At 72.2% G+C, this 13,920-nt stretch carries 10 protein-coding genes; 4 read left to right on the forward strand and 6 right to left on the reverse strand.

Features of this window, described 5'->3' with window-relative positions; all coding sequences use genetic code 11:
- Positions 1 to 222 precede the first annotated feature (222 nt).
- The 5 genes from D7M15_RS25395 to D7M15_RS25415 form a co-directional block, all read right to left on the reverse strand.
- On the reverse strand, positions 223 to 2,841 hold the full coding sequence (locus tag D7M15_RS25395) for a DUF6185 family protein (RefSeq protein ID WP_240649481.1): 2,619 nt from the start codon (positions 2,839 to 2,841) through the stop codon (positions 223 to 225).
- Between the two features lie 325 nt (positions 2,842 to 3,166).
- The gene (locus D7M15_RS25400) at positions 3,167 to 3,928 is read right to left on the reverse strand and encodes an anti-sigma factor (RefSeq protein ID WP_121519624.1); all 762 of its coding nucleotides are present in this window, start codon (positions 3,926 to 3,928) and stop codon (positions 3,167 to 3,169) included.
- Positions 3,925 to 4,611 (reverse strand): sigma-70 family RNA polymerase sigma factor, encoded by a 687-nt coding sequence (locus tag D7M15_RS25405; protein WP_276314493.1) that lies wholly within the window; start codon positions 4,609 to 4,611, stop codon positions 3,925 to 3,927. The genes D7M15_RS25400 and D7M15_RS25405 overlap by 4 nt, the downstream gene beginning before the upstream one ends.
- Positions 4,612 to 4,820: 209 nt before the next feature.
- On the reverse strand, positions 4,821 to 5,648 hold the full coding sequence (locus D7M15_RS25410; protein ID WP_121519626.1) for an aldo/keto reductase: 828 nt from the start codon (positions 5,646 to 5,648) through the stop codon (positions 4,821 to 4,823).
- A 138-nt stretch (positions 5,649 to 5,786) separates the two neighbouring features.
- Positions 5,787 to 7,613: an AMP-dependent synthetase/ligase gene (locus D7M15_RS25415; RefSeq protein ID WP_121519627.1), complete on the reverse strand. Its 1,827-nt coding sequence runs from the start codon at positions 7,611 to 7,613 to the stop codon at positions 5,787 to 5,789.
- A 504-nt stretch (positions 7,614 to 8,117) separates the two neighbouring features.
- On the opposite strand from D7M15_RS25415, the gene D7M15_RS25420 reads away from it, so the two are divergent.
- The gene (locus D7M15_RS25420) at positions 8,118 to 9,029 is read left to right on the forward strand and encodes a sulfotransferase (RefSeq protein WP_121519628.1); all 912 of its coding nucleotides are present in this window, start codon (positions 8,118 to 8,120) and stop codon (positions 9,027 to 9,029) included.
- Positions 9,030 to 9,066: 37 nt separating this feature from the next.
- On the opposite strand, the gene fdhD is transcribed toward D7M15_RS25420, so the two are convergent.
- On the reverse strand, positions 9,067 to 9,951 hold the full coding sequence (gene fdhD / locus D7M15_RS25425) for a formate dehydrogenase accessory sulfurtransferase FdhD (protein WP_121519629.1): 885 nt from the start codon (positions 9,949 to 9,951) through the stop codon (positions 9,067 to 9,069).
- A gap of 216 nt (positions 9,952 to 10,167) precedes the next feature.
- On the opposite strand from fdhD, the gene D7M15_RS25430 reads away from it, so the two are divergent.
- The 3 genes from D7M15_RS25430 (at position 10,168) to D7M15_RS25440 (ending at position 13,920) form a co-directional block, all read left to right on the forward strand.
- On the forward strand, positions 10,168 to 10,656 hold the full coding sequence (locus D7M15_RS25430; RefSeq protein WP_121519630.1) for a hypothetical protein: 489 nt from the start codon (positions 10,168 to 10,170) through the stop codon (positions 10,654 to 10,656).
- Between the two features lie 277 nt (positions 10,657 to 10,933).
- Positions 10,934 to 12,115 carry an ROK family transcriptional regulator gene (locus D7M15_RS25435; protein WP_121519631.1) on the forward strand — a complete coding sequence of 394 codons (1,182 nt, stop codon included), beginning with the start codon at positions 10,934 to 10,936 and terminating at the stop codon, positions 12,113 to 12,115.
- Between the two features lie 278 nt (positions 12,116 to 12,393).
- The gene (locus tag D7M15_RS25440) at positions 12,394 to 13,920 is read left to right on the forward strand and encodes a sugar ABC transporter ATP-binding protein (RefSeq protein WP_121519632.1); all 1,527 of its coding nucleotides are present in this window, start codon (positions 12,394 to 12,396) and stop codon (positions 13,918 to 13,920) included.

The raw sequence follows: 13,920 nt of genomic DNA on the forward strand, positions 1-13,920 counted from the left end.
CCCCGAAGCCGAAGCGGGTGTTCTCCTCCTCACGTGTCTGACCGGTGCTGATGGCTCCGGAGCGTCGCACCAGGGAACGTCGAGTAGGAGGAGGGACGAGCACGATGTCCGTGTCGGTCAGAACCGCTCGCACGACGTTGCCGTTGGCGGGTTCAAGAGCGGTCGGACAGTGGATATCTTCAAGCACGTCCCTCAGCCCCGACGCACCTGGGTAGGCGCGTTCTAGGGAGGGTTGCCTTCGGTGCCGCCACCACTCTCGTTGGGGCTCCGCTCGATCAGGATCATCGGCTCGTTGCCCTTGAGCTGCTGCCAGATGGTGACCAGCGCCACGATCTGGGCGACCAGGAACGCCACCTGCACCGACGCCGTACGCCACTGGTAGAGGGACAGGAGCAGGCCCGCTCTGGTCGGCCAGTAGCGCCTCTCCCCACGGAAAGTGTCGATGTCCATCGCGACTCCGGTCAGAGTGAGCACTAGCAGCGTGAGGCTCAGATTGAGCGGCCAGTTGTTGATGGGTTGGTCGACCATCCAGTCACCGGCCCACTGCACGAACACCGGAGCCGCGTAGGCGAGTGCCAGCCCGAAGGCGCGGACCGGACCGCGTCGTCCGGGCAGGACCCGCCACAGCGCGCCTAGCGTGAAACCGGCGCCAATCCAGATGAGTTCCACCTCCAGCGCGTGCATCACGGTCTCGGCGAGTCCAAAGCGCTGAAAGTACTTCTCGCCCCATTGATCCCCACGCACCTGATTGGCCCAGGTCAATATCACCACTGCGGGCACCGAGAAAAGTGCGGTGAGACGTGCGGCTCGCCAGGCGTTATCCCATGAGGTGCCCTGTGGCCCCCAAGCCAGGGCCAGTTCCACCGGGCTGATGGATGCGGGAAGCCGTATCCAGGTGCGTGGCAGGCCCGATGGCGGGGCGGGGTGCGGTAGCCGGTGCAGCCGGTCCAGTTCGCGTTCCAATTTGGAGCGGTTCTCGTCCTGCTGGCCCTGTTCCAGTCGGCGCAGTTGGGCGTGCAACTCCCGGTGCTGGCGCGCCGCCCTCAGCAGGTGCTGCCGGTCGGGTTCCTTCACCAGTTCGTGCAGCCTGTGGCCCGAGGACAGCTTCCGGTACAGGATCGCGCGCTTGGTGCCGAGAGCGAGTAGACCTGTCAGGGCGAGCCAGAGCGCCAGCATGGGAAGCAGGGGCAGCGGGACACCCGCGTACCAGCCGACCACCGGCCCGACGGAGTAGATGAAGAAGACCTTCAAAATGCACAGGTCTGCCGGTGTGGGGACTACAGCCTGGGGATTGGCCGTCGCCTTGGCACGGGCCCGCAGTAGGGCCAGGATCGCCAGCGACGGGCACCACCACCAGAGGCTGCCGCCGTAGAACCAGTCCAGCCAGTCGACGGGAAACCAGCGCAGGTCGTTGAAGACCGCCGTCACGTGCCGTAGCCCGTAGAGATCGTTTCCGTTGCGCCTACTGAGCCAGCTTTGGTGCTCCCACAGGTTTTCCGCAGCCCAGACGCTCACCGTGGTGACAACCGTGGATCCCGCGATCAGAGCGGCGAGCAGGCTGTGCGGGAAGCGGCCCCACGGCCGTCCGGCCACTGGGGCATCGAGAGCGCGCCACAGCCGTAGCAACGACGCCACTGCACCCACGAGCCAGATGAGAATCACGCACGCGCAGGCCATGGCGAACGCCACCATGGCGTGGGTCTCCTGAAAGTGGTGCGCCTCGTCGGGGAAGTTCTCCCAGTCGAGCAAGAGCTGGGAGGGCAAGGCCAGCCAATGGGGGCGACACACCACCACGGTCACGTAGCCGGTGGCGGCGGCGACGAGACCGCCGGCGGTCCGTCCGGGTCTGCCGAACACGCACAGCGCGAGACCGGTAAGGACGGTGAGCCCGAAGTGCAGTGGGATGCGTTGATCTCTCATCCAGTACGGGCCCGTGCTCTGCTCAGCGAGATAACCCAGTGCGGGGCTCGCGAGGAGTTGGACGACGGAAATCGCGAACGTCAGCCAGCCCACGGACAACAGATTGCGGACGGTACGGACCTCCGAGTCGGCGCGCGGGGTGGTGGCTGGGGTGCGACGCACTGTGCGGACCACGACCAGGAGCAGGACGAGAAACACCACCTGCAGCAGTAGCCAGAGCAACGCGTCCACGACGAACCAGGGTTGGTTGCTCCACCGTGCCGCCGAAGCCTTGGCAGCCGGCGGTTGCAGGGTGACCCGCACCTCCGGAGGCGCACCGCCCGGCTTCGCCGTGCTCCAGGTGAGGTCGGTGGTGGCGCCCGATGTCGGCGAGGAGGAGACGCTCCGAGCGGCTCTTCCGCCCAGATCGACAGTGATCTCCTGCCACCAGGAGTCGTCCAAAGCGGACGGGCGGACCAGTTCCAGGTTCCACAGCCGAGGGTGGACGGTGAGTTTCCAGGGCCCGAACTCGCGGGTGCCGAGAGCGACCACCCAGGTCATGACTCGCTGGTCGACCGTCACCCACTTCTTCCCGACGGTCACTTTCGGCGCCCTGGTGCGCCCCTCCGTATCCCGGAACGCGTCGTCGTCGGGAGACCGCAGCAGACACCGCATCGCCGTCCGGTGCCGCTCCGTGTCCCCGTTCAGCAGGAGGTCCGACGCCTGGCTCCAGGACTTGGGCACCTTGATGGTGAGGCGCCCCTCGGCCTTGCTGTAGTTCTCGTCCTCGTGTGTGAACCGGACCGATGCGGTGGCTCGAACCGACTTCAACTGTCCGGTGTTGCAGACGTCGTCCGCTGCTCGGGCGGGCGCGGCGGGCAGCAGACAGAGGAGCGTGGCCGCGGACCACAGAAACAGAACGTGCCTCAGCCGCCTCAACAAGACCCCCACTCGTCCGCCCTGGGCAGTGAGACCCATACCCCGGTCGCGGACCACGACTCGGCCCCGGGGAAATTGCTCATGAGCGCTGCAACGCTGGTGGGTTGACGATGGTGAGGACCTCCGTGCGGAGCTGTCCGGAGACGTACCGCACGGAGGTCGACCAGGGTCTGATCGGTAGGTCCCGTCTTGCTCGCGGTGCCCGGTGCGTACCACCGCTGTCCAAGGCGCCCACGTAGCTCACCACGAAAGGGCGCCCTCCGCCTTACGGCTGCACGCACCGACCACCGCCAACACCGTACGGTGGCTGACGCCCTGTCAGGCGGCCCTACGCCGTGGCGAACTCCATCAGCGCCACCGGGTCGGACGTCGGCTGCGCCGAACCGCCCGCCGGTTCCACCGTGATGCCCATGCCCGAGGCGTCCCCGACCGGTCCGTCCATCAGGACCGTCTCGGCCGCCGCGGGGGACTCCAGCAGGCCCGCCGGGCGCATGTCCCCGGCGCTGTCGCTGAACCACAGCTGGTACACCTTGCCGCTCGGCGCCTCCGGCAGCCCCGCCGCGAAGAACGCGGCCCGGTCGGCGTCCCGCGACACCACCACCGAGGCCGACGCCCCGGTCGGCAGCTTCCCCGTCGTCACCTTCGCGTCCGGCGCGGCCAGCACCTCGGCGAGACGTTCGGCCCGCCGATCGCCCGCGTCCGCGCGCTGCCGCGCCTCGTCGGCCTCCTGGTGCTGCCAGACGGCCACGCCGCCCAGGCCCGCGACCGCCGCCAGCACGGCGGCCAGCGCGAAGCGCGGCAGCGCGCGCAGCCGCCCGCCGGACCATCCGCCGGAACGTGCCTGCTGCGGCACGCGCGGCGGCTCCTGCCGTACGGTCTGGATCTCGCGCAGCACCCGCTGCCGCATCTCCGGCGGTGGCACGGCGGAGACGGCCAGCCCGAGCCGTTCGGTGGTCGCGGTCAGCTCCCGAACCTCCTGCGCGCAGGACGGGCAGTCGGCCATGTGCCGTTCGAACTCGACGCGTTCGGGGTCCGGCAGCGCGTGCACGCTGTAGGCGCCGGTCAGTGTGTGCAGGTCGGCGGCGATCATACGCTCACTCCCAGGCAGTCGCGCAGACGGATCAGGCCGTCCCGCAGCCGTGTCTTCACGGTCCCCAGCGGCAGCGCCAGCAGCTCGGCGACCTCACGATAGGTGTGACCCTGGTAGTACGCCAGGTTCACGGACTGGCGCTGCACCTCGGTGAGCGTACGCATGCAGCGGCGTACCTGCTCTCGTTCCAGCCGTGCCTCGACCTGCTCGGTGACCTCGTCGAAGGCCGGGGTCTGGTCCAGCAGCGCGGCCCGGTACTCGCGGTCGCTCGCCGCCTGCGCCGACCGCACCCGGTCCACGGCGCGGCGGTGCGCGAGGGTGAGCACCCAGGACATGGCACTGCCCTTGTCCGGGCGGAAACCGGAGGCGCAGCGCCAGACCTCCATCAGGACCTCCTGTGCCACCTCCTCCGACTGCGCCGGGTCGCGCAGCACGCTGCGCACGAGACCCAGTACGGGGCCCGCCACGGCGTCGTACACCGAGGCGAACGCGTCCTGGTCGCCGCGCGCCACCCGCGCCAGCAGCTCCGCGAGGTCCGGAGCGGCCTCCTGGCTCGCGGCGAGATCGGGGGAAGCCCTCATGCGCGCTTCCTCCCCGGAGGTGTGCCGGGTGGCGCCGCGGGGTCGGGCCGCGTGCGGCCGCGGGCGGTGACAGGACTCATGCTTCCTCCGGGTGCCGGCGATCGTGCGTGCCCATCGTGGGGGACGCGCAACGATGATTCGTCGCCGCGCGCCGTACGGATTGGTATACGCCTCCCGGGGCACCCGGTCGGGTCGTACCACGCGGCGGGGGTCGGGCGGGGTGCGTGCGGCGTGCCTCGTGCGGGGGCCGTACACGCGCAGAGCCGCCGCCCGCGGGTGCGGGCGGCGGCTCTGCGGGACGCGGGTTGCCGCTAGTTCACCGTCTCCGGGTCGTCCCCGAGCCGGGCGTCCCGGTTGAGCGCCGCGACGGCGTCGAGGTCCGCCTGGTCCAGCTCGAAGCCGAACACGTCGATGTTCTCCCGGATGCGGGACGGGGTGACCGACTTGGGGATCACCACGTTCCCCAGCTGGAGGTGCCAGCGCAGCACGACCTGCGCCACCGTACGGCCGTGCTTCCGCGCCAGCTCCTGGAGCACCGGCTCGCTGAGCAGGTCCTTGCCCTGGCCGAGCGGCGACCACGCCTCCGTCGCGATGCCGTGGTCCGCGTGGTAGGCGCGCGGCACGGACTGCTGGAGGTGCGGGTGCAGCTCGATCTGGTTGACCGCGGGGACGACGCCGCTGTTCTCGGCCAGCCGCTGGAGGTGCGCGGGGTGGAAGTTGGAGACGCCGATCGCCCTGGCGCGGCCGTCGGCGTGGATCTTCTCGAACGCCTTCCACGTGTCGACGTACTTGCCGACCGCGGGCCTCGGCCAGTGGATGAGGTACAGGTCGACGTGGTCCAGGCCGAGCTTGTCGAGGGAGGTGTCGAACGCGCGGAGCGTGCTGTCGTACCCCTGGTCGGCGTTCCACAGCTTCGTCGTGACGAACAGCTCCGAGCGGGGGACCCCGGCGGTGGCCAGCGCCCGGCCGGTGCCCTTCTCGTTGCCGTAGATCGCGGCGGTGTCGATGCTGCGGTAACCGGCCTCCAACGCGGTGGTCACCGCGCTCGTCGCCTCGTCGTCCGGCACCTGCCAGACGCCGAAGCCGAGCTGCGGCATGGTCACGCCGTTGTTGAGCGTGAGGGTGGGGACGCTGCTCAAGGGGAATCCGTCCTTCTTCGCTGTCGGGGAGGGTTGCGGTGTCCACGGGGTACAACGACCGGCGGCCCGCCGCGATTCCCCGCGGCCCCCGCGCGGGCGTGCGCCCGTGCTCCGGCCGGGTGCCCGCGTGGGCGGACGTCATCCCTGGTAGAGGGCCTCGATCTCCACCGCGTACGCCTTCTCGATCGCCTTCCGCTTCAGCTTCAGCGACGGCGTGAGGAGTCCCTGCTCCTCGGTGAACTGCGCCGCCAGGATGCGGAACGTACGGATGGACTCCGCCTGCGACACCTGCGTGTTCGCGGCCACCACCGCGCGCCGGACCTCCGACTCCAGGTCTTCGTCGTGCACCAGCTCCACCGGGCCGAGCTGCGGCTTCTCCCGCATGGTCAGCCAGTGCGTCACGGCCTCCTGGTCCAGGGTGACCAGCGCGGAGACGTACGGGCGGTCGTTGCCGACGACGATGCACTGCGCGACCAGGGGGTGCGAGCGGACCCGTTCCTCCAGTCCGGCGGGCGCCAGCGACTTGCCGCTGGACGTCACCAGGATCTCCTTCTTGCGCCCGGTGATCGTCAGGTAGCCGTCCTCGTCCAGCGAGCCGAGGTCGCCGGTGGCCAGCCAGCCGTCGCGCAGCGTCTCCTCGGTGGACACGCGGTCGTTGAGGTAGCCCTGGAACACCTGGCCGCCGTTCAGCCACACCTCGCCGTCGTCGGCGATCCGCACGGTGGTGCCGGGGATGGGCAGCCCCACGGTGCCGAAGCGGGTCTGCTCGGGCGGGTTGGCCGCCGCGGCGGCGGTCGACTCGGTCAGGCCGTAGCCCTCGAAGATGCGGATGCCCGCGCCGTCGAAGAACAGCCCCAGCCGTCGTTCCATCGCGCTGCCGCCGGACATCGCGTGCTTGCAGCGGCCGCCCAGCGCCTCGCGCAGCTTCACGTACACGAACCGGTCGAACAGCTGGTGCCGCATCCGCAGCGACGCTCCGGGCCCCGCGCCGGTGCCGAACGCCTTGTGCTCGGTGGCCTCCGCGTACCGCACCGCCGCGTCCACGGCCTTGTCGAACGGGCCCAGTCTGCCTTCGAGTTCGGCCTTGCGGCGGGCGGCGGCGAAGACCTTCTCGAAGATGTACGGCACGGCCAGGATGAAGCTCGGCCGGAACGCCACCAGGTCGGGCAGCAGCGCGGCGGCGCTCAGCTGCGGCTGATGGCCGAGCTTGACCCGGCCCCGTACGGCGGCGATCTCGACCATCCGCCCGAAGACGTGGGCGAGCGGCAGGAACAGCAGGGTGGACGCCTCGTCGCCGGGCTTCGAGTGGAAGACCGGTTCGTAGCGCCGGACGATGTTGTCGGTCTCGGCCATGAAGTTGGCGTGCGAGATGACGCAGCCCTTGGGGCGGCCGGTGGTGCCGGAGGTGTAGATGACGGTGGCGACGGTGTCGGGGGTGAGCGCGAGCCGGTGCCGGTGGACGACGTCGTCCTCGATGTGGGCGCCCGCCGCGACGAGCTCGCCCTCCGCGTCCGAGTCGAGCTGCCACAGCCGCTTGAGCCGCGGCAGCCGGTCGATGACGGAGCCGATCGTCATCGCGTGGTCCTCGTGCTCGACGACCGCGGCGGAGACCCCCGCGTCGTGCAGCATCCAGTAGACCTGCTCGGCCGAGGACGTGGGGTAGAGGGGCACGGGCTGGGCGCCGACCGACCAGAGGGCGAAGTCGAAGAGGGTCCACTCGTACCGCGTACGGGACATGATCGCCACGCGGTCCCCGAACCGCACCCCCTGCGCCAGGAGGCCCTTCGCCAGCGCCAGCACCTGGTCCCGGAACTCACCCGAGGTCACGTCCCGCCACTGCCCGTCGGCGCCCTTGCGCGCCATGGCGACCCGGTCGGGGTCCTCGGCCGCGTGGTCGAAGACGGCGTCCGCCAGGCCGCCGACCCGGGGCTCCGTCGCCGAGGCGGGAACGGTGATCTCGTGCAATGGTCCGGCTCCTCCTGCAAGGGCACAGCGCGGTGACGTTATCCGAAACGCCACCCGGACGGGAGGGGCATCGCGCCCGGCCGGTGGCGCAATCACGGGCACAACGGGCGGCGGGCGGCGGGTCGTCGCAGCCCACCCGTGGGATCTGCACCGAACCTCCGCCCGGTGGGGCGGCGGCGCGGGGGCCCGTGGTACGGGCTCCGATTGTCGGTTGCGGGCGTCCTCCCGTCCACACCGTGGGCGCGGCCCGTACGGCGCCCCGGCGCACCCGGGCCCGTGAGGGGGATCCGCGTACTCCCCGGGGCGCGCCCGCGTACGGGACGCGCGCGGGCGTACGGCCGTCCGGCGGACGCGGACGGTCCGCCGACGCCCTTCCGCCACCTCGGCGACACCATCCGTTCGTGTCCGTCACCTGGGATGGCCCTCTGCGACCACGCGGGCACGCGTCGGGGCCGCACGGGCACGGGGGCACCGTACGGAAGGCACGGAGAAAGGGCGTCACCCATGCGCGACCCGCGCAGGATCACCGTCGGCAAGGGAATCCGCCGTCGCGGACGGCTGATCGCCGCCGCGTTGCGGCCGCCGGGCGGGGCCGTGCCGCACGGCGGTACGGAGGGCGGGGCGCGGGCCGTGCCCGACCACTCGCGGAAGGGTGAGGGCTACGTCGCGCCGCGCGCGTCCCGGCTGGTGCCGTCGCCCGTCTTCCTGCTGTCCCCGGTCCGCTCCGGGTCGACGCTGCTGCGCGTCATCCTCAACAGCCACCCGGAGATCCGCGCCCCGCACGAGATGCACCTGCGTACGGTCAACGTCCGGATGGGCCGCGAGTTCACCCCCGGCGCGATGCGCGAACTCGACCTGGACAAGGACGAGTTGGAGCACCTGCTCTGGGACCGCGTGCTCCACCTGGAACTGGAGCGCAGCGGCAAGAGGCTGATCGTCGACAAGACCCCGCCCAACACGCTGATGTGGCGCCGACTGCACCGCTGCTGGCCCGAGGCGCGCTACGTCTTCCTGCTGCGGCACCCGGCGGCGATCGTCACCTCTCTGGTGAACCGCCGGAGCGAGCCGGACCTGGAGCAGATCCACGCCGAGGTGGGCGAGTACGCCGAGCGGCTGGAGGAGGCGCGCGGGCTGCTCGACGGGCACACCGTCCACTACGAGCGGCTCACCGCCGAGCCCGAGCGGGCCACCCGCGACCTCTGCCGCTACCTCGGCGTGGAGTGGGACCCGGGGATGCTGGAGTACGGGCAGCAGGACCACGGCGGGTTCCGCCCGCACATCGGGGACTGGAGCAGCAACATCAAGTCCGGCCGCATCCAGGCCGCCCGCCCGGCCGACGCGGCGGTGGAGCTGCCGCCGGAGCTGGCGCGGATCGCGACGGCGTGGGGCTACGGCGCGGGGGACGCGGCGGGCTGACCACCCGCGCGTCCGGGCTCGTGCGCGCGCACGCCCGTCACGCCCCGGACGGCTCGGCGGGTTCGGCCGCCTCGGCTGGTTCGTCGTCGAGGCCGAGGCGCCACCCGCCCGCGTACACGTTCATCGACCCGCCGCGCAGGAACCCCACCAGCGTCAGGCCCGTCTCGGCGGCCAGGTCGACGGCGAGCGACGACGGCGCGGAGACCGCCGCCAGCGCCGGGATGCCCGCCATCACGGCCTTCTGCGCCAGCTCGAACGACGCCCGCCCGGACACCAGCAGCAGCGCGGAGGTGAGCGGCAGCGCGCCGTCCCGCAGGGCGTCGCCGACGAGCTTGTCGACGGCGTTGTGGCGGCCGACGTCCTCCCGTACGCCGAGCAGCTCGCCGTCCGCGGTGAACAGCGCGGCCGCGTGCAGCCCGCCCGTACGGTCGAAGACGCGCTGCGCCGCGCGCAGCCGGTCGGGCAGCAGCGTCAGGGTGTCCGGGGCGATGCGGAACGGCGCGTGGCCGCCGGTCTCCGCCGCGGGCCAGCGCGTACGGGTGCGTACGGCGTCGAGGCTGGCCTTGCCGCAGAGGCCGCAGGAGGACGTGGTGTAGACGTTCCGCTCCAGGGTGATGTCCGGGAGGGGGACGTCGGGGGCGAGGCGGACGTCCACGACGTTGTACGTGTTGGCGCCGTCCGCGGTGGCGCCCGCGCAGTACGCGATGCCGGTCACCTCGTCCTTCGCGCCGACGACGCCCTCGCTGACGAGGAACCCGGCGGCGAGCGAGAAGTCGTCGCCGGGGGTGCGCATGGTGATCGCGAGCGGCTTCCCGTTCAGCCGGATCTCCAGCGGCTCCTCGGCGACGAGGGTGTCGGGCCGCGTCGACACGGCACCGTCCCGTACGCGGATGACGCGGCGGCGCTCGGTGACCCGGCCCATGGCGCTCACTCCCGTGACTGAACTCGGACTGGCAGGAACTGGCGGACTCGCGGCTGCCCGCCCCGTACGGAGGTGCCGCGCCGCCGCGGGTCCATTGTCCCGTACGGGGCGGGACGCGCGGGGCGGTCGTAGGCTGCCGGGAGGAGCGCGCGCCGGTACGGGCACGGGCGGCGCGGCACGAACCGGAACGAGTGCGAACGGGGAGGGCGACGGCCGATGGGGGAGCGCGACCGGCCGCTGGCGGTCTTCGACCTGGACGGCACGCTGTCCGACACCCGCCACCGGCTGCACCACGTCGAGTCGGCGCCGCGCGACTGGAACGCCTTCTTCCGCGCGGCGGACGCCGATCCGCCGCTGCCGGCGGGGGTGGCGCTGGCCCGCGAGTGGGCGGAGCGCTGCGACCTCGGCTACGTCACCGGCCGTCCCGAGCGCTGCCGTAGCGCGACGCTGCGCTGGCTCACCGAGCAGGGCCTGCCCGCGGGCGAGTTGTGGATGCGCGGCGCCTCGGACCGGCGCCCGGCGCGGGTGACGAAGCCGGAGCTGCTGGGGCGGCTGGCGGCCCGCCGTACGGTCGCCGTGGTGGTGGACGACGACGCGCAGGTCTGCGCCGCGTACCGGAGGGCGGGCTTCCGGGTGATCCGCGCCGACTGGATGCCGCCCGCCGAGGAGTTGGGGCGGGCGCAGCAGGAGCACGGCCGCACCTGAGCGGGGGCGGCCGTACCGGAGCCGCGCGGTGCGGGTGGGGCGTGTGGTGCCGTACGGTCCCGGTCGGTGAGCGGCGCGCGCATCTTTGTCCTGGAACTGGAGAAAGTCAGATTGATTTCCGCGTAACTTCTTCCCAGGGTGGGTCGGCGCTGCTACGTTTCCCGTGCAATCCCGACGTCACGGCGGCCCGAAACCGCCCCCGGCGCACGGGATACGAGCCAGGGACCGGTTCCCCGTTCCGGAAGCCGCAGGGGGAGGGAGGGGCAGCGTGAGGCGCATGACAGCTCGTCCGGCGAACGCGCACCAGGCGCGGCTCCTCCGGCTGCTGCGCGACAGCGGCCCCAACTCCCGTGCCCAGCTGGGCGACGAGGTCGACCTCTCGCGGTCGAAGCTCGCCGTCGAGGTGGACCGGCTGCTGGAGACCGGCCTCGTCGTCGCCAACGGGCTCGCCGCCTCGCGCGGCGGACGCCGCTCGCACAACATCCGGCTCGCCCCCGGACTCCGCTTCCTCGGCATCGACATCGGCGCCACCTCGGTCGACGTCGCCGTGACCAACGCGGAGTTGGAGATCCTCGGCCACCTGACCCACCCGATGGACGTACGGGACGGGCCAGTCGCGGTCTTCGACCAGGTGCTGGCCATGGTCGGCAAGCTGCGGGACTCCGGGGTCGCGGAGGGCTTCGACGGCGCCGGGATCGGCGTCCCCGGGCCCGTACGGTTCCCCGAGGGGGTGCCGGTGGCGCCGCCCATCATGCCGGGCTGGGACGGCTTCCCCGTACGGGAGGCGCTCAGCCAGGAGTTGGGCTGCCCCGTCATGGTCGACAACGACGTGAACCTCATGGCCATGGGCGAGCAGCAGGCGGGCGTCGCGCGCTCCGTGCAGGACTTCTTCTGCGTGAAGATCGGCACCGGCATCGGCTGCGGCATCGTCGTCGGCGGCGAGGTCCACCGGGGTACGACCGGCAGCGCGGGCGACATCGGGCACATCCAGGTCGCACCCGACGGACGCCAGTGCGCCTGCGGCAACCGCGGCTGCCTGGAGGCGCACTTCAGCGGGGCCGCGCTGGCCCGTGACGCGGAGGCCGCGGCGCGGGACGAGCGGTCGCCCGAACTCTCCGGCAGGCTGGCCGCGTCCGGCCGCCTGACGGGCGCCGACGTCGCCGCCGCCGCGGCCGCGGGCGACGTGGTCTCCCTCGACCTGATCCGCGAGGGCGGGGCCCGTACGGGCCAGGTCATCGCCGGACTGGTCAGCTTCTTCAATCCCGGCCTGGTGGTGATCGGCGGCGGTGTCACCGGCCTCGGGCACACCCTGCTCGCCAGCATCCGCACCCAGGTCTACCGCCAGTCGCTGCCGCTGGCGACCGGCAACCTCCCCATCGTCCTCGGTGAGTTGGGCCAGGCCGCCGGAGTGACCGGCGCCGCCCGCCTCATCAGCGACCACCTGTTCTCCCCGGCCTGACGGTCGGGGGCCCGAGGGCGCACAGCCCCGACGGCACGCACGGCACGCACGGCACACGTACGGCAACTCGCGCGACCCGGCGGCGTACGGCCCGGGGCCGCACCGCACGGACAGCACCACGCGCCACCGCAGTTCACCGCGTCACCCGCAGTTCCCGTGAGTCACCCCCCGCGTCACCGCCCGCAGCACCGCACCGTACGGGTCACCGCACCCGTCCACCCGTTCCGTACCGCAGCCCGTTCCCCACCCCGCTCTGCCCGCACGCACGGAGGCCCGCCATGGCTCCACTGCTCACGATGACAGGCATCACCAAGACGTTCCCCGGCGTGCGCGCGCTCGACGGTGTGGACCTGGAGGTCGCACCCGGCGAAGTGCACTGCCTACTCGGCCAGAACGGCGCCGGGAAGTCGACCCTGATCAAGGTGCTCGCCGGTGCCCACCAGCCCGACGAGGGCGAGATCCGCTGGCAGGGCGAGGCCGTACGGCTCGGCACGCCCATCGCCGCCATGCGCCTCGGCATCGCCACCATCTACCAGGAACTCGACCTGGTGGAGCACCTGTCGGTGACCGAGAACGTCTTCCTCGGCCACGAGGTCGCCAGCCGCGGCTTCATCAGGACGCGCGACGCCCAGAAGCGCACGGCCGCCCTCCTCGCCCGGCTCGGCCACCCGGAGATCGACCCCGGCACGCTCGTGGGCACCCTCCCGGCCGCGGGCCAGCAGATCGTGTCGATGGCGCGCGCCCTCTCGCACGAGGTGCGGCTCATCGTCATGGACGAGCCGTCGGCCGCCCTCGACCCGGACGAGGTCGACAACCTCTTCCGCATCGTCGAGGACCTGACCGCCGACGGCGTCGCCGTCGTCTACATCTCGCACCGGCTGGAGGAGATCCGCCGCATCGGCGACCGCGTGTCCGTGCTCAAGGACGGCCGGGTCGCCGCGGGCGGCCTGCCCGCCAAGGAGACGGACACCGGCAAGGTCGTCGCGCTGATGACCGGCCGCGACATCCAGTACGTCTTCCCCGAACGGCCCGCCGCCACCGCGGAGCCCACCGCCGGGGCCGCCGACGACGTCCCGCAGCCGGTGCTGCGGGCCGAAGGGCTGGCGCGCGAGGGCGAGTTCGAGCCCCTGGACCTGGAACTGCGGCCGGGCGAGATCGTCGGTCTCGCGGGTCTGGTCGGCTCCGGCCGGTCGGAGATCCTGGAGACCGTGTTCGGCGCGCGCCGCCCCAGCGCGGGCCGCGTCGTGGTGGACGGCAAGCCGCTGCGGCCCGGTTCGGTGCTGTCCGCCGTGCGGGCGGGCATCGGTCTCGCGCCCGAGGAACGCAAGTCGCAGGCGCTGCTGCTGCTGGAGTCCGTCACCCGCAACGTCTCCGTGTCGTCCCTGCCGCGCTTCTCCCGCGGCGGCTGGCTGGACCGTACCGCCGAACGCGGCGCCGCCCACGCCGCGACCCGCGACCTCTCGCTCAGCCCCGACGACCCGGACCGCCCGGTGCGCACGTTCTCCGGCGGCAACCAGCAGAAGGTCGTCCTCGCCCGCTGGCTGCTGCGCGACTGCCGCGTGCTGCTGCTGGACGAGCCCACGCGCGGCGTCGACGTCGGCGCCCGCTCCGAGCTGTACGCCCTCATCCGCCGCCTGGCGGACGAGGGGAAGGCCGTCCTGCTGGTGTCCAGCGAGGTGCCGGAGGTGCTCGGTCTGGCCGACCGGGTGCTGGTGCTGCGCGAGGGACGGGTCGTCCACACGGCTCCCGCCCGGGAGCTGGACGAGCACCGCGTACTCGATCTCGTCATGGAAGGAACCCCGTAG

Source organism: Streptomyces sp. Z26 (genome assembly GCF_003665095.1).
Lineage (GTDB): Bacteria > Actinomycetota > Actinomycetes > Streptomycetales > Streptomycetaceae > Streptomyces > Streptomyces phytohabitans.